The sequence below is a fragment of the Chryseobacterium candidae genome, assembly GCF_004916905.1.
Lineage (GTDB): Bacteria > Bacteroidota > Bacteroidia > Flavobacteriales > Weeksellaceae > Chryseobacterium > Chryseobacterium candidae.
Genome location: NZ_SDLV01000003.1, coordinates 268641 through 293524 on the forward strand (window position 1 = coordinate 268641; position 24884 = coordinate 293524).

21 protein-coding genes are annotated in these 24884 nt (G+C 36.9%); 16 read left to right on the forward strand and 5 right to left on the reverse strand.

From position 1 onward, the window contains the following. The first annotated feature begins 39 nt into the window (after positions 1-39). The 10 genes from rnhA (at position 40) to EK417_RS02015 (ending at position 14014) form a co-directional block, all read left to right on the forward strand. Positions 40-516, forward strand: a complete 477-nt coding sequence (gene rnhA, locus EK417_RS01970; protein ID WP_076595994.1) for a ribonuclease HI — start codon at positions 40-42, stop codon at positions 514-516. A gap of 165 nt (positions 517-681) precedes the next feature. After that, positions 682-2940 (forward strand): FIDD domain-containing protein, encoded by a 2259-nt coding sequence (locus EK417_RS01975; RefSeq protein WP_136521186.1) that lies wholly within the window; start codon positions 682-684, stop codon positions 2938-2940. 160 nt (positions 2941-3100) lie between these two features. Further along, positions 3101-5359, forward strand: a complete 2259-nt coding sequence (locus tag EK417_RS01980; protein WP_136521187.1) for an FIDD domain-containing protein — start codon at positions 3101-3103, stop codon at positions 5357-5359. Positions 5360-5480: 121 nt separating this feature from the next. Continuing rightward, a complete protein-coding gene (locus tag EK417_RS01985; RefSeq protein ID WP_136521188.1) occupies positions 5481-6107 on the forward strand; it encodes an NAD(P)H-dependent oxidoreductase in 627 nt (208 codons plus the stop codon). A 31-nt stretch (positions 6108-6138) separates the two neighbouring features. Continuing rightward, positions 6139-7710: an L-aspartate oxidase gene (gene nadB / locus EK417_RS01990; RefSeq protein WP_136521189.1), complete on the forward strand. Its 1572-nt coding sequence runs from the start codon at positions 6139-6141 to the stop codon at positions 7708-7710. A 13-nt stretch (positions 7711-7723) separates the two neighbouring features. Further along, positions 7724-8584: a carboxylating nicotinate-nucleotide diphosphorylase gene (nadC, locus tag EK417_RS01995; protein WP_136521190.1), complete on the forward strand. Its 861-nt coding sequence runs from the start codon at positions 7724-7726 to the stop codon at positions 8582-8584. Between the two features lie 208 nt (positions 8585-8792). Next, the gene (locus EK417_RS02000; RefSeq protein WP_110366503.1) at positions 8793-11384 is read left to right on the forward strand and encodes a TonB-dependent receptor; all 2592 of its coding nucleotides are present in this window, start codon (positions 8793-8795) and stop codon (positions 11382-11384) included. Positions 11385-11471: 87 nt separating this feature from the next. Further along, positions 11472-11903 carry a hypothetical protein gene (locus EK417_RS02005; protein WP_034691532.1) on the forward strand — a complete coding sequence of 144 codons (432 nt, stop codon included), beginning with the start codon at positions 11472-11474 and terminating at the stop codon, positions 11901-11903. A gap of 65 nt (positions 11904-11968) precedes the next feature. Continuing rightward, entirely contained in the window at positions 11969-12961 is a 993-nt protein-coding gene (locus EK417_RS02010; RefSeq protein ID WP_047427247.1) for an aspartate-semialdehyde dehydrogenase, read from the forward strand. A gap of 57 nt (positions 12962-13018) precedes the next feature. Then, positions 13019-14014, forward strand: coding sequence for a cation diffusion facilitator family transporter (locus tag EK417_RS02015; RefSeq protein ID WP_076596001.1), 996 nt, complete (start codon positions 13019-13021; stop codon positions 14012-14014). 19 nt (positions 14015-14033) lie between these two features. On the opposite strand, the gene EK417_RS02020 is transcribed toward EK417_RS02015, so the two are convergent. Next, positions 14034-14471, reverse strand: a complete 438-nt coding sequence (locus EK417_RS02020; protein ID WP_076596002.1) for an exosortase F system-associated membrane protein — start codon at positions 14469-14471, stop codon at positions 14034-14036. Beyond that, positions 14458-14988 carry an exosortase family protein XrtF gene (xrtF, locus tag EK417_RS02025; RefSeq protein WP_136521191.1) on the reverse strand — a complete coding sequence of 177 codons (531 nt, stop codon included), beginning with the start codon at positions 14986-14988 and terminating at the stop codon, positions 14458-14460. Before xrtF ends, EK417_RS02020 begins: the two co-directional genes overlap by 14 nt. A gap of 227 nt (positions 14989-15215) precedes the next feature. Here xrtF and EK417_RS02030 point away from each other — a divergent pair, with 227 nt between their 5' ends. From EK417_RS02030 to EK417_RS02055, 6 genes are all read left to right on the forward strand, one after another. Further along, positions 15216-16235 carry an aminoglycoside phosphotransferase family protein gene (locus EK417_RS02030; protein ID WP_136521192.1) on the forward strand — a complete coding sequence of 340 codons (1020 nt, stop codon included), beginning with the start codon at positions 15216-15218 and terminating at the stop codon, positions 16233-16235. 86 nt (positions 16236-16321) lie between these two features. Next, a complete protein-coding gene (locus EK417_RS02035) occupies positions 16322-16729 on the forward strand; it encodes a RapZ C-terminal domain-containing protein (protein ID WP_136521193.1) in 408 nt (135 codons plus the stop codon). A gap of 93 nt (positions 16730-16822) precedes the next feature. After that, positions 16823-17536 carry a nucleotidyltransferase family protein gene (locus EK417_RS02040; RefSeq protein ID WP_110366506.1) on the forward strand — a complete coding sequence of 238 codons (714 nt, stop codon included), beginning with the start codon at positions 16823-16825 and terminating at the stop codon, positions 17534-17536. Between the two features lie 8 nt (positions 17537-17544). Next, the gene (locus EK417_RS02045; protein WP_076596007.1) at positions 17545-18297 is read left to right on the forward strand and encodes an LOG family protein; all 753 of its coding nucleotides are present in this window, start codon (positions 17545-17547) and stop codon (positions 18295-18297) included. A gap of 106 nt (positions 18298-18403) precedes the next feature. Next, a complete protein-coding gene (locus EK417_RS02050) occupies positions 18404-18826 on the forward strand; it encodes a DUF6702 family protein (protein WP_228457874.1) in 423 nt (140 codons plus the stop codon). A gap of 276 nt (positions 18827-19102) precedes the next feature. Next, complete coding sequence (locus tag EK417_RS02055; protein ID WP_076596009.1) at positions 19103-19654, forward strand: inclusion body family protein; 552 nt, start codon at positions 19103-19105, stop codon at positions 19652-19654. A gap of 50 nt (positions 19655-19704) precedes the next feature. Here EK417_RS02055 and EK417_RS02060 read toward each other — a convergent pair whose 3' ends face one another. The 3 genes from EK417_RS02060 to EK417_RS02070 all read right to left on the reverse strand — a co-directional run bounded on the left by EK417_RS02060 (position 19705) and on the right by EK417_RS02070 (position 24657). Beyond that, the gene (locus EK417_RS02060; RefSeq protein ID WP_136521194.1) at positions 19705-20202 is read right to left on the reverse strand and encodes a DUF7336 domain-containing protein; all 498 of its coding nucleotides are present in this window, start codon (positions 20200-20202) and stop codon (positions 19705-19707) included. Positions 20203-20347: 145 nt separating this feature from the next. Continuing rightward, complete coding sequence (locus EK417_RS02065) at positions 20348-21754, reverse strand: DUF5689 domain-containing protein (RefSeq protein WP_136521195.1); 1407 nt, start codon at positions 21752-21754, stop codon at positions 20348-20350. Between the two features lie 26 nt (positions 21755-21780). Next, positions 21781-24657, reverse strand: coding sequence for a carboxypeptidase-like regulatory domain-containing protein (locus tag EK417_RS02070; protein WP_136521196.1), 2877 nt, complete (start codon positions 24655-24657; stop codon positions 21781-21783). Between the last annotated feature and the right edge of the window lie 227 nt (positions 24658-24884).

Sequence of the window (24884 nt, forward strand, 5' to 3'; positions counted from 1 at the left end):
TAATTGTACGGTCAATACATCAATTTTTAAAAAGCAGATTTGAGAATCGAAATTTATACGGACGGAGCTTGCAGCGGAAACCCCGGAAAAGGCGGATATGGAATTCTTATGCGCGTTCCTGAAAAAAATTATCAGAAAACATTTTCCAAAGGTTTTAGAAAAACAACCAACAACAGAATGGAACTTCTGGCTGTTATCACCGCATTGGAAAAACTGAAATCTACAGAAAATGACATCCATGTATATACAGACAGTAAATACGTATCCGATGCCATTAACCAAAACTGGATTGCGGGATGGATCAAAAGAGGATGGAAAAATGTAAAGAACCCTGATCTCTGGAAAAAATTCATTGAACTCTACAACAAACACAACCCAACAATGCATTGGGTAAAAGGTCATGCCGGGCACTTTGAAAACGAGCTTTGTGACAAATTAGCCGTTGCAGCAGCCAGCTCTCCGGATCTTGAAATTGATACGTATTTTGAGGGTTTGGATAACAATTCCTTATTTTAATTTAATTAATGCAAATACGTATTAGCTACTATAATATTCACCATTATATCACAATAAGCAGTATTTTTTTAAAATATTATTAAAATTTAAGCGAAATTAACATTAAATACATATTATTTAATTGGGATTTAATATCTTTACATATTAATCTAAGTCCCATTATAAATGAATAAAAATCTATTATTGTATTTATCTGTTTTTTTACTCTGTATAGCCGGGAAGTCCTTTTCCCAGACTTATCAGCTTATCGGAAATCCAGTGAACACTACTGGATGGACAATGGTTTCACCTACTCAGGTAAATACAGATTTTATTCAGCTAACCCCGGACACCAACAACCAATCCGGTTCCATAAGGCTGAATGATCCTATCAATCTAAAATATTGCGACAAATGGAGAGTAGAATTTGATTTCAGAATGGATTCCAACCAAACCTCCAACGGAGATGGAATTGCCTTCTGGTATCTTGCCAATCCGCCTGTTGCCAGCGTGTTAGGTTCCGGCCTTGGTGTTTCTCAGAATGCAGTAGGACTTGTAGTAGGGCTTGATACTTACAATAATACCACAACAGCTACCATGAGTAAAGTTCATGTTGCTTACGGACAGGTTCAAAATACCACTGACACCAACAACGTTGAATTCTTCAATATACCCGGAAGTTCTTTCCATTCACCGGATCTGAATACTACACAACCTTTTCAGGGAACAACTTTTAAACATGTGGAAGTAACAGCACAGGTAGACCCTGCAGCTCCCACCAGCTGGATTATAAAAATAACAATAGACGGTAATGTAATTTGTAATCAGTCTTTTGCACCTTCAGGCACAGCTGCCGCAATGACTGTAGGCTATTTTGGCTTTTCAGCGTCTACAGGGGGAGCAAGATCAAGACATTCCATTAAAAATGTAAAAATTTATACGGATAAAGTTCCTATTTTGCAGAATTCAGCAACACAGTCATTCTGCCCTAATCCTGCTACAGGATACGGATCTGTAAACCTTACTACTTTCAATTCGCAATTTGTAAGCAACCCTTCCAATTATACATTTACTTATTATCCATTCGGAAGCTCTACACCCATTGCTAATCCCGCCAATTATCAGTTTAACGCCAACTCAACAGTAACAGTTGTTATTAAAGATAATGCAGGCTTGCTCTGCGACAACCCGGATGGTAAAGTTTTATTGGTTCTTGCTCCTTTTAAAGCGGAAGATAAAACGATTACTGTATGCAATAATAATAAAGCCGGAACAGCAGCCTTCAACCTGAATACAGCAGCTGTCACAAATGTTCCTGGGGTTAGTAAAAAATATTATAAAACGTTAGCAGACCTCAATGCAGATACGAATGAGATTCAAAATCCTAACAATTACATATCCGCCCCCGGAGTTGTTTATGTAAAAGTAACCACTCCTCAGGGATGTACAGGTTCAGCAAAAATTACATTGGCATTCTATCCCGACACTCCTGTGAAGGAAGCCACTCTAAGATCATGTTTTATTGAAAATAATATCACAAGTGCTATTTTTAATTTGACAACCGCAGATGTTACTACTTTAGGAACCGGCACAGCCAAAAAATACTACACATCCATCGCTAATGCATTAGACGGCATCAATGAAATCATGAATCCACTTCAGTATTTATCCACAAGTACTGTAGTGTATGCAAAAGTAACAGATGCTAACGGATGCTTCAATATTGCTAAAATCAATCTTATGGTATTACCACCTGTAACATCTTCTGTTTTAAAAGACAAAACCATTTGTATTGGAGAAAAAACAGATTTGGATGCAGGACCGGGATTTGACGGTTATGAATGGAGTACGGGAGCAACTACCTCATCTATTAAAGATGTAGGGGTTGGCACTTATTGGGTAAAACTGAAAACCGGCAACTGCATCACTACACAGACTGTCAATGTAAAAGCCTCTGCAAATCCTGTGATCTCCAGCATTGATATTGACAACAACACTATTACTGTAAATGCAGCAGGAGGAACGCCTCCATATCAATACTCTGTGGACGGAGTTAATTGGCAGCAGGGCAATATATTCACAGGGTTAGCAAGAGGAGAAGTAAGAGTATATATAAAAGATTTCTATAACTGTACCCCTGTTGAAGTTCAGATCACCGTTCCTAATCTGATTAATGCCATCACTCCAAACGGGGATAATGTAAATGATGTCATTGATTATTCAGCGCTGGCTTACAAGAAAAATCTGATATTTATCGTCTACGACAGATATGGTAATAAATTGTATGAAGCCGGAAAGATGAGAAACTTCACATGGGACGGAACTGCTTCCGGTAAAAAAATTCTTACAGGAACGTACTGGTACACCATTTCATGGAACGAAAACAATAAAGACAATACTGAAACAAAATACTCAGGCTGGGTATTGGTTAAAAACAGAGAATAAATTTTAGTATCAGAAACTACCTCTTTTGGGGTAGTTTCGGTATTAAAAACAGCATCTGCCCAATCAGAGATTGAGACCAGACATTTCTTTTTCACTATAATTTAAACATTAAAAAAAACGATTTTATACCAAAAAACAATAACATCATAATCCATCCACTATGAAAAAAGATATACTCATTTTTTTACTGACTATCTTATTATGCTTGCCGGGAAGGTTTCTTTCACAAACGTATCAGCTTACCGGAAACCCTGTAAATACAACAGGCTGGGATCTTGTCTCTGATGCTATCGTAAGCGGAGATTTTGTAAGACTTACCACAGATCAAACCAGCAGATACGGGGCTGTAAAATTATCCACTCCTATTACGTTGAGCTATTGCGATAAATGGAAAGTAGAATTCGATTTCAGAATTGACGGAAACGGAACCACACAGTTTGGAAAAGGAGATGGTTTTACCTTCTGGTATCTTGCCAATCCGCCAACAGGATTTGTATCAGGAGGAGGGCTGGGTATTCCAGCCAATGCTTCCGGGCTAATGGTTGGTTTTGATATCTTCAACAATACGACTGAAGGCCAGATGAGCAAAGTTCATATTCTTTATGGCACTAATAATACCACAGGTAACAATATTGAATTCAACAATACTCCAGGAAGTACCTTCCACTCTCCGGACCTTATCGCTACCAACCCATTTGTAGGAGATACTTACAGACACGTTGAAGTAAATGGAGAAACAGACCTTACCAACCCAACAAACTGGATCATCAAGGTAAGAATAAACGGTGTGCTTATCGTAGATCAGTCTTTTGCACCTTCCGGAGGTGCCGTGGGAATGTCACAGGGATATTTTGGCTTCTCCGCAGCAACAGGAGGTGCCAGCGCGAGACATTCTATTAAAGCAGTAAAAGTTTTCGTAGATAAAGTTCCTATTTTAAGTAATACAGTCTCGCCGTTCGTTTGTACAAATCCCGCTACCGGAAATGGTACAGTAGACCTTACTTCTTATAATTCTCAATTTGTAAACAATCCGGGAAATTATATCTTCACATATTATGTATTGGGAAGTTCTACTCCTATCGCAAATCCTGCAAGTTTCCAGTATTCAGGAAATACTACCATCAAAGTGGTAGTGAAGGATCCTACTTCTACTCTTTGTGATAATGGCGACGGTATTATTCAGCTTAACCCTACTCCATTTGCAGCAACAGATGCCAGTCTTACAGGATGTAATAACAACAATGCAGGAACAGCAACTTTTGATCTCAATACTGCAGCTGTAACAACTGTTGCCGGAGTTACCAAGGAATTCTACCCCACCCTGTACGATTTGAATAATGGCACGAACCCAATAACCAATCCTTCCGCCTATGCCTCTGCAGCAGCAACAATATATGTAAAAGTAACCACACCTCAGGGCTGTGTAAGTACGTCTAAAATTACACTGAATATTTACCCCGTAGTGGTTGTCAATGATGTTGAACTCAAATCCTGTTTTATTGAAACCAATCCATCTATGGCTTCCTTTAATCTTACAGGCGCTGTAGTTTCCCAGGGTGGACTTACAAAAGAATACTATCCATCGTTGACGGATGCCATCAGTGGAACTAATGCAATCTCTACGCCGGCAGCATATATTGCTCCCAATGGAGTAGTTTATATTAAGGTATTCAGTGCAAACGGATGTTATTCTATTGCTAAAGTTACATTAACTGTTATCCCTCCTGTTTATTCAAGAACTTTGCTTGACAAGACGATTTGTATAGAAAACACAACTACTTTAGATGCAGGAGCTGGTTTCAAAAGCTACGAATGGAGCACAGGAGCTACTACTCAGTCTATCAAAAATGTAGGAGTAGGCACTTACTGGGTAAAACTTAAAACCGGAGATTGTATCGCCACACAGAAAGTAACAGTATACCCTTCCGATAATCCGGTTATTACAACGGTTGACATTTCAGGAAGTACGGTAACAATATATGCTAATGGCGGAACTCCTCCTTATCAGTATTCTATGGATAATATCAACTGGCAGGACTCCAATGTATTTACCAATATTGCGAGAGGAGAAGCTAAAGTATACGTAAGAGACGGCTATAATTGCGTTCCTGTGGAAATCAATATTACAGTCCCTAACCTGATCAATATAATTACTCCTAATGATGATGGTATTAATGATTTTGTTGATTACTCTGCATTAGCTAACAAACAAAATCTGGAAATAGCCATCTTTGACAGATATGGTTATAAAATGTTCAAAGCAGATAAAACCAATGGCTACAAATGGGCAGGAACTACCAATGGACATAAAAAAGTCCCTACAGGAAACTATTGGTATTCGGTTTCGTGGAATGAAAATAATAAAAACAGTACTCCTATAAAATTCTCAGGCTGGATTGTTGTAAAAAACAGAGAATAATTACACTTTCCATCACATCAAAAGAATCACCCCGCAGGCCGGGGTGATTTTTTGTATAAACAAGGAGGAGATATTTCATTTTAAAGACACTTTATTCATATTCAATTCTTAAATTTGTCCTATGAATTATTTGGAAGCTTTAAGCAGAAGATATTCTGTAAAAAAATTCAATCATCAGATTATTCCTCAGGAAACCCTTCACAACATTCTTGAGTCAGGAAAGCTGTCTGCCAGTTCGCTGGGACTTCAGCCTTATAAAATTGTGATTGTTGAAAGTGAGGAAATGAAGCAGAAGCTGATTCCGGCTTTCTATAATCCATCTCAGATTTCCACCTGTTCTCATCTTATTGTCATTATTTCAAAGAAAGTGATTGAAGAGAGCTATATCCGGGGTTATTTTAATCATATTTCTGAAGTAAGAGAAACTCCTATGGAAACACTGGACCCCTTCAGAAACAGCATTAATCAGCATATCAACCAGAAAACACATGATGAAATTTTCAACTGGGCAGAAAAACAGTCTTATATAGTATTGGCCAATCTTATGTATGCCGCAGCTATTGAAAATATAGATTCCTGTCCTATGGAAGGTTTCCGCCAGGATCTTATAGAAGAAATTCTGAATATCGAGCCTGAAACAGAAAAAGTAACTGTTACCCTCGCTTTAGGTTTCCGTTCTGAAGAAGATCATTTCCAGCACATGAAAAAAGTAAGAAAACCAAACGAAAAATTGTTTAAATTTATTTAATATTTTAAACGATTGTACCTAAAGCCAGCATATGATAAAAGCGGATGTATTAGTAATCGGTTCCGGTATTTCCGGACTTTCCTATGCCATTAAAGTTTCTGAACAGCACCCTGATGCCAAAATCATTATTGTAACCAAATCTGATGAAGACGAAAGCAATACCAAGTATGCACAAGGCGGTCTTGCTGTCGTTACAGATTTTCAGAATGACAATTTCCAAAAACATATTGACGACACCATGCGTGCCGGCGATGGAGAAAATAAACGTGATGTCGTAGAAATGGTGGTAAGAGAAGCTCCTGCGAGATTCAATGAAATTGTAGAATGGGGTGCACAGTTTGATATGAAGAACGGCAAATTTGCTTTAGGCAGAGAAGGAGGCCATACTGAAAACAGAATCGTCCATCATAAAGATATCACAGGATTTGAGATTGAAAGGGCTTTATTGGAAACAGTCAAAAACAGCCCGAACATTGAAATCCTCGACCACCATTATGTGATTGACATCATTACCCAGCACCATGTTCCGGGAAAAGAACTTAATGAAGGCGACATCCACTGTTATGGTGCCTATATTCTGGATGAAAAATCCAAAACCATCAAAAAAATCACTTCTAAAATAACGCTGGTTGCCACAGGAGGTGCCGGACATGTTTATAAAAATACAACCAATCCCACGATTGCAACTGGAGACGGAATTGCTTTCGTTGCCCGTGCCAAAGGAAAGGTTTCCAATATGCAGTATTACCAGTTTCATCCAACAGCTTTGTACAGCAAAATGGATGGAATGTTGTTTTTAATTTCAGAGGCCGTTCGTGGAGACGGAGCGAAATTAAGAACCAAAAGAGGCGAAAAATTCATGCATAAATACGATGAACGTGAAGAATTAGCATCCAGAGATATCGTTGCAAGAGCCATCGACGCTGAAATGAAAATCACCGGAGACGAATTCGTCGGCTTAGACTGTAAGGAAATGAACCATGAAAAATTCTTAGAACATTTCCCGAATATTTATAAAAAATGTAAAGACGAAGGAATTGATCCTTTCACTCAGCTGATTCCTGTTGTACCAGCCTGCCACTATCTCATGGGAGGGATTGAAGTAGACAGAGACGGACAGTCTTCCATCAGAAATCTTTTCGCAGTAGGAGAATGTACCAACTCAGGACTTCATGGTGCCAACAGACTAGCGTCCAACTCGTTGCTTGAAGGCTTGGTTTTCGGACATAATGCTGCTATGAAAACTGTAGACCTCCTGAATGAAAACAGTTTCAACTTTGATGATCTGAAAGCCGTTCCGGAATGGAATGAAGAAGGAATGAAAATCATGGACGAAATGGTCATCGTCAGCTATCTGAGAAAACAGCTGCAGGAAATGATGAGCGACCTGGTAGGTATTGTAAGAAGTAACAGACGTCTGAATATGGCACTTCAGAAACACCAGGAGATTGCCGCTGCCGTAGATGAAATATACCACTACTCTATTTTGTCCCCACAATTATCAGAATTAAGAAACTTAACAACCGTTGCCCACCTTATTATTATCCAATCTATGGAAATGACAGAAAATAAGGGAGCGTTTTATAATAAAGATTTAGCCTAACAGAAATCACACAATGAAAAGACCAGCATACGTAACTGACAAAGCATTAAAGATATTCATTAAAAACGCCCTTGAAGAAGATATTCAGGATGGTGATCACTCTACGCTGTCTACTATTCCGCAGGACCTTGTACAAAGCGCCAGGCTTTTGGTAAAACAGGAATGTATTCTTGCAGGTGTGGAGCTGGCAGAAATTATTTTCAACACTTTTGATAAAAATCTGAAAGTAGAAGTTTTTATTAAAGACGGAACTCCCTGTAAATTCGGAGATGTGGCCCTTATGGTCACAGGAAGCGCAAGATCTATCCTTTCTACAGAAAGATTTGTTCTTAACTGTATGCAAAGAATGAGCGGGATTGCCACCCTTACTCATGACTGGGATTCAAGATTGGTGGGGACAAAAACTAAACTTTTAGATACAAGAAAAACCACTCCCAACTTCAGAATGTGTGAAAAATGGGCGGTTGCCATAGGCGGAGGAACCAATCACAGGTATGGTCTTTATGATATGATCATGCTGAAAGACAATCATATTGATTACAACGGAAGCATTACTAATGCTGTGGCAATGGCAAAGGATTACGTTAAAAAGAATAAGAAAAAGTTAAAAATAGAGGTTGAAACCAGAAACCTTGAAGAGGTACAGGAAGCAATCAATGCAAAGGTGGACAGAATCATGTTAGATAATATGGATGTAAAAACGATGAAGCAAGCTGTAAAAATGATCAACGGTTCTTGTGAATCTGAAGCTTCAGGTGGAATTACCCGCGATATGCTGAAAGAAATTGCCTCTACAGGCGTTACCTACATCTCTGTAGGAGCCCTTACACACTCTGCTGAGAATATAGATCTGAGTCTCAAAGCAGTGAAATAGCGTTGAATTTTTAACAAAAACACCCCCACTTTGTTAAAAATTCAATAACATGACTTTTTTCATACAAAAATTCAATTTTTAGCCATAATACTGATTTTTAACACATTAACATTATTAAGACTGATTAAAAATTAACATTGAGTTAATAATAGTTAAATTTTATTTTGCGAATTTTGCAGAAAATTAAATCTAATTATTACTAACGATTATGAAATTAATCAACAAATCAATACTAACTGCGGTTATTACTTTATCTACAGCTAGTGTTTATTACGCTCAGGAGGTTCAGGATTCTACGAAAACTAAATCTAAGGACATTGAGGAGGTAATCTTAAGAGGTGTTACAGATATCGCTAAAGATAGAAAAACGCCTGTTGCAGTATCTACTATTAAAGCTGCACAGATTTTAGAAAGACAAGGAAACCAAGAACTTGTCGAAATACTAAACACAACACCTTCTGTATATGCTACAAAAGGAGGTGGTGGTTTCGGAGACTCTCAAATTGTTATGCGTGGGTTTGAGTCTAGAAACATTGCAGTAATGGTAAATGGTATGCCTGTAAACGATATGGAGGGCGGTACTGTTTATTTCTCAAACTGGACTGGATTATCTGACGTAACAAGTACATTGCAGGTTCAAAGAGGTTTAGGATCATCTAAATTAGCGATTGCTTCTGTAGGAGGTACAATGAACTTCATTACCAAGTCTGCAGACATGAAAAGAGGTGGGGTTATTAGATTAGGAGTTGGTAACAATGACTATTTAAAAACATCTTTTGCTTATAATACCGGAAAATCTAAGGATGGTGTTTCCGCATCATTCTTAATGAGCAGACAAGCCGGAGGTACTTATATTGAAAATACTGATTATGAATCTTATGCATATTTCTTTGCATTAGGTTATGAAATCAACAAAAAACATAACTTACAGTTCTCAATTACTTCTGCACCTCAGTGGCACGATCAAAGAACTTTTGCACCGACTATCCAAAACTATATTAACTATAACCCAGATCATGACGGGACTCCATATAGAAGATATAATTCAGATTTTGGTTATTACACAGATGCCAACGGAAATAAAGTAGCTTTAGCAAACAGAGCCAACTACTATTCTAAGCCGGTGATGATGTTAAACTGGGACTGGACAATGAATGAAAAGTCTAAATTAAGTACAGTATTATACATGTCTAACGGTAGAGGTGGTGGAACAGGTGACTTAGGACGACTAGGAAATAAAAGTATCAATGATGCCAGCTTTACAGATGCTTCAGGACACATTAACTATGATGCTGTTTTTGCAGCTAACGCAGCGGTTAATTTAAATACTGCAGGTGCAGGAAGCACGATTGTTCGTCGATCAAGTATCAATTCACACAACTGGTATGGTATTTTAGCAAACTTCCAACATAAAGTTAATGATAACTGGAATTTCTCAATCGGTACTGACGACAGATACTACTACGGTTACCATTATCAGGTGCTTACAGACCTTTACGGAGCTAAAGGATATAAAGATGCGGCTAACAAAAACATCGCTACACCTAGAATAGTAAACGCACTTTATGATTACAAAAAACTTTCGTGGAATCCTTTCGGAGGAAAATTAGCTCCAGCTGAAGATCAGGTAGGATATAGCAATGATGGAGAGGTTATTTGGTACAGTGGATTTGCACAAGTAGAATATACTAAAAATAATCTATCTGCATTCTTACAAGGTTCCGTATCTAATCAAGGTTACCAGAGAATTGATAACTATGTAGTAGACGGAAGCACATTAAGAGGTCAAACCATCAACACGAAAACAGGATTTAAAAATATTTTCGGATATAATATTAAAGGGGGTGCTAACTATAACATTAATGAGCAACATAACGTTTTTGCTAACTTAGGTTATTACAGCAAGCAACCATTCCTTAATACTGTTTACCCAAGTAACCAGCAGCTTATTAACCCTTATCTAACGAACGAGAAGATTTCTTCTGCGGAAGTTGGTTATGGATTCAGATCTGCAAAATTCACAGCAAACGTTAACGTATACAGAACACAGTGGAAAGACAGATGGTTAAGAAAAACAGGTCAGACTTTCAATTTAGCAGACGGTACAACGACTACAGGTTATTCTGAAATCAATGGTATTACTGAGGTTCACCAGGGAGTAGAATTCGATGGAGTTTACAAACCAAACCGTTTCTTAGAAATTCAAGGGATGTTCTCTTGGGGAGATTACTATTACAAAGGAAATGCTAGTGTAGCTTCTTTTGATGACAACAACAACCCTGTTACTTTAGCTGGATCAGCAGGAAACGAATTATACTTAGATAAAGTAAAAGTAGGAGGTTCAAGTAACAACAGTATCCCTCAGATGACTGCATCATTAGGACTTACTGTAAAACCGGTAAAAGATCTTAACATCTTTGGAACATGGAGATATGTAGGTAAACTTTATTCTACCATTGACGCTGGAACATTTACCAATATTGCAGCTCAAGACAGAGGAGTATTGAAATTACCTGATTTCAACTTATTTGATGTAGGGTTCTCTTACAAAATCAGATTACAAAACGAAGCTCAGTACTTCACAATCGGAGCTAACGTTTACAACCTGTTTGATAAAATTTATATTTCTGATTCTGCTACAAGTATTTTCGGAACTGATAAAATTACAGCAAACAATGATCCTGACAAAGGAAAAACTTATGAAGAAGCTGGTAGAATGTATAATGGTATTGCAACGGGTAACCGTGCTTATTTCGGATTCGGAACTACTTGGGCAGCAACCTTATCATTCAACTTCTAATAAAATCACAATATTAGATTTTCTCAATATCAATCCCGGCTTTGAGCCGGGATTTTTGTTATCTTTGTGTACAAAAAAAATAGAATTATGGATTTTTACAACATTTTACTTAATGCCCACAAAGGATTCGGGTATCTTGAAATTCTTTTGGTAACATTATTTGTTATCGCACTTTTAGCTACCATGTTCGGTTTCAGTGGAAAAGTGAACAAGTTTTTGAAGAAGACAACTCTTTTCACGATGATTTTCTTTCATGTTCAGTTTTTATTGGGAATCATTATGCTGATCACCACTTTCAGCAAAGGATTAAACATGGGAGAAGTAATGAAAAATGCAGCATTAAGATTCCAATATGTTGAACATCCATTCTCTATGCTTATTGCAGCCGTTTTGATGACCATTGTCAACAAAAAAGTAAAATCAAATGATACTATTTCTTTAGGAGTAGTAATTATGGGATTGATTGCAGTAGGTTTATTTGCATTCGCATTCCCTTGGACAAGGGTCTTCGGGGCTTAAAAAGATAAAAAAATTATATGTGTTATAATTTATAAATAGTTTAATCTTAAATTTTAATTAAATCAATGAAAGTAGCTGTAGTAGGTTCAACAGGAATGGTTGGGCAAGTTATGCTTAAAGTTTTGGAGGAGAGAAACTTCCCTGTAACAGAATTAATTCCGGTAGCATCCGAAAGATCTGTAGGCAAGAAGGTGAAGTATAAACAGAAGGAATTTACCATCGTAAGCATGAAGGACGCTATAGCTGCCAAACCGGATATTGCAATCTTCTCTGCAGGAGGTTCTACTTCACTTGAATTCGCTCCTCTGTTTGCAGAAGCAGGAACAACAGTCATTGATAATTCTTCTGCATGGAGAATGGACCCTGACAAAAAATTAGTCGTTCCTGAAATCAATGCTGATGTTTTAACAAAAGAAGATAAAATCATCGCAAATCCGAATTGTTCTACCATCCAATTGGTAATGGTTCTTGGACCTTTGAACAAAAAATATGATTTAAAAAGAGTAATCGTTTCTACCTACCAGTCTGTAACAGGAACAGGAAAAGCTGCTGTAGACCAGTTAAACGGTGAAATAAGCGGAGATGATTCTACTGAAAAAGTATATCCTTATCAGATCTTCAAAAATGCATTACCACATTGTGATGTATTTGCTGATGATGATTACACCAAAGAAGAGATTAAACTGATGAAGGAGCCTAAGAAGATTTTAGGAGATGATACCTTCAACCTAACAGCAACTGCTGTAAGAGTTCCGGTTCAGGGAGGGCATTCTGAAAGTGTAAACATTGAATTTGAAAATGAATTCGAACTGGATGAAGTAAGAAAAATCTTATCTGAAACTCCTGGTGTTATTGTAATGGATGATGTAAAAAACAACCACTACCCGATGCCGCTGTACTCTGAAGGAAAAGACGAGGTTTTCGTTGGAAGAATCAGAAGAGATCTGTCACAGCCTAAAACGCTCAACCTCTGGATTGTTGCAGACAATCTGAGGAAAGGAGCAGCAACAAACGCTGTACAAATTGCAGAATACCTTGTAGCAAACAACTTAGTATAAACTAACAAAATAAAAAAGAGTCTCAAAATTGAGATTCTTTTTTTTATCAAACTCTATATGAATACCCACAAAGAAAAAATAGGATTCCAGAAACTTATTGCCGTATTTGGAGTTATTCTTTTTATCGGAAAGATTATTGCCTGGAAACTTACCAATTCTGATGCTGTATTTTCCGATGCCATGGAAAGTATCGTTAATGTTATCAGTGCATTCATGGGATTATATTCTCTCCACCTTGCCGCCAAACCTAAAGATGAAGATCATCCTTACGGTCATGGAAAGGTAGAGTTCGTGACTTCCGGTATTGAAGGTGCACTTATCGCTATTGCCGGCGTGATGATCATTTATGAAGGAATCCATAGTCTTATTGTAGGAAAAACGCTAAGTAAAATTGATCTTGGGATATGGATTATTGCAGCCACTGCAGTTGTTAATTATCTGCTGGGATATATCTCTATAAAAAAAGGAGAAAGAGAGAATTCTCTGGTTCTTATTTCGTCCGGTAAACACCTTCAGTCAGATACTATTACAACCCTTGGAGTAGTGGCCAGTTTAATCATTGTTTATTTCACTAAAATCTATTGGCTGGATTCCGTAGTAGCATTAAGTTTTGGACTTTACATCATATTTGTAGGCTATAAAATAGTCCGAAAATCTTTAAGCGGTATTATGGATGAACAGGATCCTGAAATACTCAATCAGGTCATTAGAATCCTTGAGGAAAACAGGCATGTAGAATGGATTGATATACATAATATGAAAATCCAGCAATTCGGATCTTCTCTTCATATTGATGCTCATATTACGCTTCCCTGGTATTATGATCTTCGCGATGCCCATGGTGAAATGGAAAAAGTCATTATTCTTCTTGCAGAAAATATTAAACGTACTATTGAGTTTAATTTTCATATGGACGACTGTAAACCTATTTCGTGTCCGGTATGTCAGATCAAAGATTGTCCTGTCCGCGAAAAAGATTTTATCAAACGTGTAGAATGGACTCCGGAAAATGTTACCAGTGTGGATAAACATACAATCATTGAAGGAGAATAAGCAAATCGCTTTTAATTTCTCAGCTTTCTTTACTGATCACCTGTTTTCTATAATAGAACATCGGAACAATCAAGAGTATAATCAACGGCTGAATCACAAATCTTCTCATATAAAAAGAAAAAAGATATCCTATTTCAAATTTGCTGTGAATACAGTAAAGGTAAATCGGAAATGTAATGGAAAATACAACAATCATTAACACTACTCCCTGTATCGTCCAGTCTTTATTTTTAAATAAACCGTAAATAATCAGGCAGGAAAAAAAAAGATTTAAAATAAACCTGAGCACATGTCCGGCAATCAGTTTTCCCCATTCAAAGGCAGGGAATTCAATATTTTTATTCGCTTCATGAAAATAGCCTAGGAAAGGATCATAAAAAAGGGTATCCTCCAGAACTCTTACTCCTATCAAACCGCAGATTCCTGCGATAACCAACACCCAGCTAAGAATTTTCATATTTTAAAGCAAAAAATTTAATCCAGATCAGCCAAAGTAAAACAACGCCTCCATAAATAATAGCAGGGAAAATGAAATCATGAAACATTTTACCATATTCCTTATAGTCGGACATCACGATATTTAACCCTACAATTCTCAAAAGATTTATAATGTATAATAATACTAATCCTGCTCCTACAAAAACAAAGGTTTTCACTCCTTTATAAAAGGCAAAAACAAAAGACACAAATAAAATGATGACAGAAACGGCATTGCATCCTTCCACCATTCTCGTCACATAATTCTGTTTTACATAAAACCAAACCTGCTCATTCTTTACATCATTATAAAGTTCTGTAGGGTAGCCTATCGCATTCTGGAGAGACATTACCTGATTGGCAATCATCCTTGAAAAAGCATCCAACCCGGAGTCTTTACCGCTGTTCAGGTAGAACTGATAGGCAAAAAGCAATACCAGGTAGATAACAATAAAACGCAATAAAATACCTAAAACAGGCTTAAAGTCTTTCAGCATAGTGCAAAGATAAAAATTAGACTGTAATATACTGAATTTGAATAAAGAAAGTTAAAACCCAAAAAGTAAATTTCACAATATTGAGGCACAATTCTGAAAATTTTTCATAAAAACATTTAATAAAAAAAATTATACAACTCAATTATCATACTCTTCAACCCTAATCGATCGGTTCTTTAAACTATGATTTCCAACTCATGTTAATTTAGTATATTTGTTTTCATATTATGACTTCTGAAAACGCAAAACGATTTTTTGAAAACCATTTAGGTCAAAAATCTTCTGAATTCGTCACATTAGCTCAAAGCGGTTCTGCGAGGGTAAATTTTCTGGCCACTGCAGGTACCTGGAAATACATTATCACGTACAATGAAAATATCCCGGAAAACGAAAGTTTTCTTTACTATTCCCAAGTATTTTCAGAACTAAATCTTAATACTCCTTACATTTTTGCTGTTTCAGATGACAGGAAAATGTACATCCAGGAATTTTTAGGACAGCATACTCTTTCTGAGGTGATTACCAAAGAGCAGCGGTCTCCCACTGTAAGACATTTGGTACAGCAAACCTTAGAAAAGCTTTTCCAGATGCAGATGCAGACACAGGGAAAAATTGATTTTTCAAAAACCTTTGAATACGAAAGTTATGATGAACTTCCCGTGATTCATGATCTTTACTATTTTAAAAATTTCGTTGCCGATTTTCTGGAACTTGAATACAACAAATCTACCCTTCTGAAAGAATTCAAAAGAATTGCAGCTTTTATTGAAAATATTGAACCTAAAGGGATTATGATCCGTGATTTCCAGGCAAGAAATATCATGGTGAATGAAAAGCATGAAGTCTCTTTCATCGATTATCAATCGGCCATGAAAGGACCTTTACTATATGATGTCATATCTTTTCTTTTTCAGGCTAAAGCCAATTTCCCGGAAGATTTCAAACAGGAAATGCTGGATTTTTATATTGAGCATTTTGAAAATCCTGAAACAAAGACTCAGTTAAGAAATGCAGTGATGCCTATTCAAATGATGAGATTTTTACAGGTTTTAGGAGCCTACGGATTCCGGGGCCTGATTCAGAGGAAACAACATTTCCTGGGCAGCCTGGAAAAAGGGATCCAGAATATTATACAGTTTTCAAATTCCTGGGACTCAATGAAGGATTACCCCGAACTTAAAAAAGTAATTCAGCAGTTAACGTCTGATAAGGCAAAACAAAAAATTGAGGAAATATTAAATAACTAAGTCTTCGACTCCGCTCAGACTGACAGAAACGAAATAAAACACTTCAACATCACTAAATAAGCCTTAATGGTTTAAAAATAAAAAATATGCTAAACATCGAGATACACAGTTTTTCATACAAAAAAGGAGGAATACCTAAAGACCACTCAGGAAATGGCGGAGGTTTCGCTTTTGACTGCCGTGGAATTTTAAATCCGGGAAGAATTGAAGAATATAAAATCCAGACCGGAAATGACATAGGAGTTCAGGAATACCTGGAAACAAAAACGGAAATGCCAAAGTTTTTAGAACTGGTAAAATCTCTTGTTTCCATCAATATCGATGATTACCTTGCAAGAGGTTTTGAACATCTTCAGATCAATTTCGGATGCACAGGCGGGCAACACAGATCAGTATATTCCGCTATAAAAATTGCAGAATTTATCAAAGAAAAATATCCTGAAGGAACTACCGTGACCCTTCAACACGATGAACAGCCGCAACTGAATCAATAAATGATAAGTGATCATTGATAAATGATTTAATTGTCATTTATTGATGATAAAAAGTATTATCATTCATCAATTACCATTTATCAATTATAAAAAATGAAAGCTTTAATCTTCGCAGCTGGAAAAGGAACCAGACTTAAACCGTTCACAGATCACCATCCGAAAGCATTGGCAAAGGTAAATGAAGTTCCGCTTCTGGAAAGAAATATCAAATACCTGAAAAGTTTCGGAATCACTGATTTTGTAATTAATATTCACCATTTTGGAGATCAGATTGTCGATTTTTTGAATAAAAACAGTAATTTCGGATGTAAGATTGATATCTCTGATGAAACCAACGAACTTCTGGAAACAGGGGGCGGCTTGATATTTGCAAGAAAATTTCTTGATCACGGAGAAGATTTTTTAATCATGAACGCTGATATTCTAACAGACCTGAATATCAATGCACTGGTAGACTACCACAAAAAGATAAAAGATTTTGCTACTTTAGCGGTTTCGGACAGAGAAAGTTCGAGAAAACTCCTTTTCAATGATGATATGGTTTTGAGAGGCTGGCTGAATGTACAAACCGGAGAACAAAGGCTTGCAGAATTCAACAAAGGATTCAGACCCCTTGCATTCAGTGGAATTCATTGTATCAATCCTATCATCTTTGAAAAAATAAAAAGAACAGGCAAATTCTCTGTTATGGAAGAATATCTGGATCTGATGCAGACCGAACATATACATGGTTTTGTACACGACAGTATTCTTATTGACGTTGGAAGACCTTCGTCCGTAATAGAGGCTGAAAAACATTTTAAATAAATTTTACAATGGAAATTGATGGAATCAGGGATGAAAGTTTAGTAAATCCAGAACTTGACATAAACGAAACAAAACTGCACAACAGTTTCAGACAGAAAACCTGGGACGAAACAATCACCAAAGACAGCTGGATGGTCTTTAAGGTCATGGCTGAATTTGTAGATGGTTATGAAAAACTGGCTAAGATTGGCCCGTGTGTTTCTATATTTGGTTCTGCCCGACTGAAGCCGGAGAACAAATACTATGAAATGGCAGTCGATATTGCTGAAAAAATCACCAAGCTAGGTTTTGGAATTATTACAGGAGGCGGTCCGGGTATCATGGAAGCAGGAAATAAAGGAGCATTCAATGCCAAAGGGAAATCTATAGGACTTAATATTGATCTCCCTTTTGAACAGCATTTTAATCCCTATATCAATAAATCCTATTCCATGAATTTTGATTACTTTTTCGTGAGAAAAGTAATGTTTGTAAAATACTCTCAGGGGTTTGTAGTAATGCCCGGAGGATTTGGAACATTGGATGAGCTGACTGAAGCGATGACCCTGATTCAAACCAATAAGATTGGAAGATTCCCAATCGTTTTGGTGGGAAGTGAATTCTGGAGAGGATTACTGGATTGGTTTAAGGCAACGCTGTTGAAAGAAGGAATGATTGCCGAAGATGATCTTGATCTTTATCGTGTGGTAGACACTGCTGACGAGGCTGTAGCGCATATTAAAGCCTTCTATGATAAATATTCTGTGAATGTAAATTTTTAATTGGCATATTATTTGTGACTTATAACAAACAGCTATGATTGTAAATCTATTAATTAAGATGAAAAAACTTTTATATATATCAGGAATTTTAACATTTTTTGTGTTAATGAGTTTTATGTATGCAGACTTTTTCTCTTCAATGACCAAAGTTGACTATATTGATGGAAGCAAGACGTTGAAGTTTACCACAAAAATGAATACAAGCCATATCTCTGATGCTATTAAAATAAACCCTAATACGGCAGGATTTGAAGCGGAGGTAAAAAAATATGTGAACAATAATTTTGATGTATTTGTCAATGGGTCTCCTAAAACGATTACCTTCACAGGAAGTCAGGTCAGCGGAGAAACTGTATGGGTGTATTTTGAAGCCGGAGGCGTTTCGGACATCAGCACCTTAAAGATTAAAAATACGATCCTTTTAAGCGCTTTTCCTAAGCAGATCAATCTGGTAAACATTGCTTATAAAGGCAGCCAGAAAACAATGAACTTCCAAAGAGGAAAAGAAGTAAACGAGGTCTCTTTTTAAACGAAAATTAGATTTAACCATTATAAAATGGGTACCCTGGAAAGTTGAACTTTTCAGGGTATTTTTATTCTCCGAAAAATAATCACACAAAAGGGACTAATTAAGTACAAATACCTAATCTTAAATTTCAGCATTTTCACTCTAACATTTTCACTTTCACCCATGTACATTTGTATTGTAATTACAACCAACAATGTGAAGCCGGAATCACTTAAATAACGGGGCGGAATCTGAAAAGCCATATGAGTAAGAAAACACCAGACAAAACTAAATATCATGGAAGATATAGAACTAAAATCGTCCAGTCAGGAAATTGATGTCCTGATCGTTATAGACACGGATTATGTAAGAAATACTTATAAAAGCCCAAGTACAGATCCTAATAATCCTACAGGAATTGATCATAACAGCCAGCATATGATTGTTTCGAATGCCAATGCTATTTCCGGGCAAGGTACAGCCGATCTGAACTTCAGTGCAAGAGCCGGAGACACCGTTTCTTTCAGAGGAACTTCAATCTACCAAAACTCTGATGATGCTGTCATTATCTACAATATTAAATACTGGTCCGGAGATCAGGTTTTTAACAGCTTTATCTACAATTCTGTTGAAAGAAGACAGGCTGCGGTACCTAATTTGAATTCTCAAAACGGTCTTCCTGCTGCCAGCGCTGATATTACTTTTGCAAGTATCGACTCTAAAGTAAAAGCTACAGGAACAGAGAATTTCTATGTACAGTTTGGACTTTACATTTTAGATCCGAATGACAGTAACAAACAGATTCTATACGGTTACTTTTACTGGGATCCAACAATTACGGTTAAATAAAAGAAAATAAAAAACCACTGCATCAGCAGTGGTTTTTGTTTCTTAGCGGATTAAAATCCAGTCTTCCATAAAAGGGTCGCAAGGTCTAGTTTACTGATATTAAAATCATTCTGATGATCTTTAAATCCAGGCTTATTTTTCAGTTCTTCAATAGCTTTTTCTGCTTTTTCTAAAGATGAAAATACTCCGACATATCTTTCGTCATCCAGAAAGCTGTGTATGGTATAATAATGACTGACACTGAAAACCGTATTTAAACCTAACTCTTTTATTGAAATACAGTTGTCATCTATCTCGTCGCCTTTTAAAATATAGTCACGTCCAATTTCCCCAATGACCTCCTGAAATCCTTCATTCCAATGTATCTTATCCAGAATATAACAATCTGTAAAAAATGATTCGGGATAATCTCTGAATCCGGATAGAATAACTGCTTTGGTTTTCAGTTCCTCCAAATCTTCAATACTATTGGAAAACCCGAGAAATTTGGTATCTGTATGGGATTCATCTGTGTAGGTATGGTTTAATGCATAAATAAAATATTCCATTTTAGATTTACTTTCCTTTTTAGAAATAAAAGTATAAAATTGCAATTGATTTAAACAACTTTCTATCGTTAAAAATAAGATCGGGCAGCTTTTCAAGCTGCCCGATTTTTATAAAGTGTATCAGAATATATTTTATCCTAATGTATTACTCAATTTTGATATTATCAATCTGAAGATCATACACTCCTCCATTCCCGGTTTTGATAGCAAACATATCTTTTCCGGCTGTAGTGTTAATATCAGCAATACCTGTAAGGGTAAGCTCAACTAATCTCCACTGTCCATTTGTATTGATAGAACCGTTGTAAGAGTTAGCACTTTCTACTCCTAAAGTAGCACCAGTAGAGAATGTTCCTAAGTTGAATACGTAGAAGCCTCCACCTGCTTTATATACGTTGAAAGAAAGACTTTTCCCTGTTGCAGTACCTTTGATATACATTGTAATTCTTTTTGGCACCGCTGGGATTCCTGTAGTAGCCACAGATGTAAATACATAATCGTTAGCTGTAGGAGTACCTTTGATCTGAAGTGAATTTGTACCATTATACCCAAGACCAACACCTTGTGTAGCGTAAGGCTTAAGACCGAAAGTATTTACACTTGATAAGAAAGATGTCCAGTTTTCAAAGTCAGAACCTGCGAAAAGGTTTACAGCAGAAGCAGACGGAGCATCAGGTTCACCCGGATTGAATCTGTCGTTAGGGAAGTTAATATCATCAAGATTTCTGATATAAGCCTGATCTGTGAAAATCGTTGCATTACTTGAGCTGGTAAAACGGCTTAGTAGAAGAACGATATCACCACTTTTTGCATATTTAGGAGAGATCGGCGATTTCGCAAAAGTTGCATAGTTACTGAAACGAAGATCTAATCTACCAGCCTTTTTATCAGTGATATAACGGTCTCCTGTTCCTGATTCATCAGCAAAAGTTTTTGTCAATTCAGGATCTTCGAACTGAACATTTTTAATTTTTACGAGCTGATTGATGTGAGCACCATTTTTAAGAGCATCAGCGATAGAATTAAACTCTAATGGCTTTATTGCAGTTACAACAGCCTTTTGTCCGTCACAAACTCTTGCAATATAATTTGAAACTTTATTAGGGTTGATTCTTCCAATAGGATAGTTAGGGTCATAAGAACCTACTTTAATGTTTCCATTAACTCCCTGAACGATCAATCCTTTCAGGTTGATTCTTACTAAAGCTCCAATAGGATAATCAAGATACTGATTTCCACCATCGATGTCAATTTCAATCCCTTGCGTTGGGTTTTCAGGTTTATCCTGAAGGAACATCATTTTATAGATATTTCCTGATTCATCACTTGAAGAAACATAAGCTTCAACAATGTAATCTTCTTTAATGATATCAGCTTCAGTTGGTTTTGCTTTTGCAATGGTAGCAAGATCAGTTAACGGGTGATTAGCTGCTGCAAATTTGTTGGTACATTTAATTTCCGGTAATTCATAATCATCAGTTTTTACACAAGACGAGAATGTCAGCATTGAAATAGCACTAAAGATCGCCGCTTTAAAATATATATTTTTCATTGTTTTCGATTTTTAATTTTAGTTTTTTAGAATCTGAATTGAAGATTAACAAAATAAGATCTGCCCTGATTATACCAATACTTTGGAGCGAATACCATATTTCCGCTGTCGTAATCATTAGCGTAATCAATATAGTTAACGTTTCTGGTCTGTTCAAATCCTCCTGTAATATAATTTCTGTTATTAAGGATGTTATTAACCGATGCAGACACCAATACATAATACTTACCAATCAGCCAGGACTTCCCTGCATTGACATTGAAGAAGAATGCTGAAGGAAGCTTTGTAGGTGTAAGAACTCTTGCAAGTTCTTCATCAGTTACCTGATCATAAGGAACTCCAGGTGTGTTAGGATTGGTATAGAATCTTGCGGTTCTGGTTACCGGAGACGGATCCAGGAACGAATGTCCGAAATAGTTCCATGTTGCTCCCAGCCACCAGTATTTAGGGCTGCTGTAACGAAGACCTAGCGTATATGCTTCCTGAGGCGTTCCACCCTGTCTGTAGTTTTTAAGTGTTGCTTCGCCCATATTGGTATAAGATCTTGATACGATATTTCCGTTCCCGTCAAGCTCTCTGAATGTTCCAACAGCGTCAGATGCAAAATAAACGGTAGGGTTATTGGTATAAGTGTATTGCCCTAAGCTTAATAAACCACTTGCTGTTAAAGTAGGAGTTACTTTTACTTGTGCGCCAAGCTCAATTCCCATATTTCTTTTATTTGCACCTGCCAGTACCTGCGTAATGAAAGCTCCATCCTGAACCGGAGCCTGATCACCACTCTCAGTAAGGTTTGTCAGTTTAACTCCCTGTGCAAAATATCTTTGTACACTTGTTTCGTTTTGAGTATTAACAAGGTAACCTGTCAGTCTAAGTTTAACAATCGGAGTAGAGATTACATAACTCAGATCGTTGGCATCAACAACAACATTCTTGATTCCCGGCGTTGTAACACCACTTACTCTTGTATTAAAATAAATATCATTTAAGAAAGGAGACTGTGAAAAGTAAGCTCCGTTATAAACAAGGAAGTTTCTACCATTAATTTTATAGGTAACCTGACCTTTCACCCCTGCATTCCAGAAGTTTTGGTCTGCACCTTTTCCATAAGAAGACTCATACAGATAATGTTGGAATAATCCTTCTCTGCTATTTGTTGTATATCCGAATAATCCGGAAATAAAAACATCAAATTTTCCTGTAGAGAATTTGAAAGCAGGGTTTATTTTGAATTCCTGTCTTCTGAAAATATAGCTGTACCCGATTTTATCGCCTTCTCTTTTGGCAACATCTGTATCACTTTCTCTCGTATTAAATTTTCCCCAAACGCTTCCTGCATTCGTATTGGATGCAAACGGATCCATATTCAGGGCAAAATCAGCACCTAAAAGGTCATTTACTTCTCTGTACTGTTCAGATCTGTAATTCTGGTAAGATAAGTTTAAGATAAAACGGGAAGTATCCGTGAAGTTATAAGTATAGTGAGTAGATACATTCCATACTTTATCGTCTTTTACATCATCTACAAGATAATAAGCAGCTCTTCTTCCGCCCAATAATGCATTGTATTCTACATTTCGGTTGGCATTATAAAGATTATCCCAGTTGATCTGTGTGTGTGATTGATCGTCATTGGTCCACCAGTCTCTCGTAATTCCGATATTGGCAGCCTGTTCCGGTGATGGATTTGTATAGTTTAACCAATAGCTTGGCAGATTACGGTAATAGGTTGGAGAAGGGTTATTGGCTCTGTACCAGTCCAGTCTTGAACTGTACTCTTTACCGAACTGGTAAGAAACAGATGTCCATAGCTGAGAGTTTTTATTGATTTTCCAGAAATCCTGCAACTGGATCATCGGCTGGAATCCTCTTTTCACTCTTTCATTTCTTTTATCTCCGTTCTGCCATCCCCAATAAGAGTTATAATGAACTCCTCTGAAGTCATATACTTCCTGAGTACTTGGACTTGAGGAACTTCTTGCATATTTAGATCCAATGGCATTTAAAGTCATGGTATGACTATCACTGAATTTTTTTTCAATACCAAGATACCCACTGTATGCATCATAAGCGGTACCATCCTGGATCCCTTCCTGTGCCCATCTTCTGGCAATCATTCCTGTAAATGCCCATCCGTTCTTATTCATTCCGGATGAAAACCTGTAGGATAATCTATTGGTATAATTTCTGTTGGTCAGAGAGTAGGTTAACTGACTTCCTTTTCTATACTCGCTGGCTCTTGTATTCTTATAAAATACTCCGGTAGTTCCTCCGAAAGCATATTCTGAAGGGGCATGGTTAGCTGCAATTTCCGGGTAACGGGTAATTTCGTTCAATCCTCCCCAGGTACTGAAGTCTACATCTCCATTATCTGCAGCAGCCATAGAAACCCCGTTAATCATATTCTCACCTGTTCTGCTGTCAATCCCTCTTGGGCGAAACCAGTAGGGTCCCAAATCAAAACTTGCCATTCTGTTGAAAACATCCTGAGAAGACTGTAGTAGTCCTACGGTTGCAGTTTGCTGTGCACCACCGCCGTCGCTTTCTCCGGAATCTTCTATGATAGCTAACCCCTGATCTGCACCATTCAGTGCAGAATAAAGAGTAATTACTCCAAGATCTTTTCTTTTCTCATCACTGGTTACATCAAATTCAAAAACTTTAGTTTCAAAATTGGGTTTTGTAACCATAATCTGATAATGTCCGGGCATCAAATCCGTAAATTGGAAATATCCGATTTTGTCTGCCTTTGCATCATTTCCTGCTCCTTTTAAATCTACACTTGCCTGCTCAACAGGCTTGCCTTCCGCATCCTTAAGATACGCAAACACTGTTGTCTGCGCATAATAATATGATGCAGGCAGCAAGGTAAATAAAGAGATCAATGATAATTTTTTAATCATGAGTATATTTATTTTTTTAATACTTTTCTTGTTAATTTTCAACAGTTTAAAAGTTGGGGGCACAAATTTAATCAAATTTTGCAATCCGGAACTTTTTTAACGGATTTTTTTCTTAACATTGCAATCTTTTAAGAATCATTATAAAAGAGAGATTCGAATTACTGCTTTTAAATTTACAAATATTTAAAACGCAGTGAGTTAAAAAAAAGTAAATTTGTAATTAATAG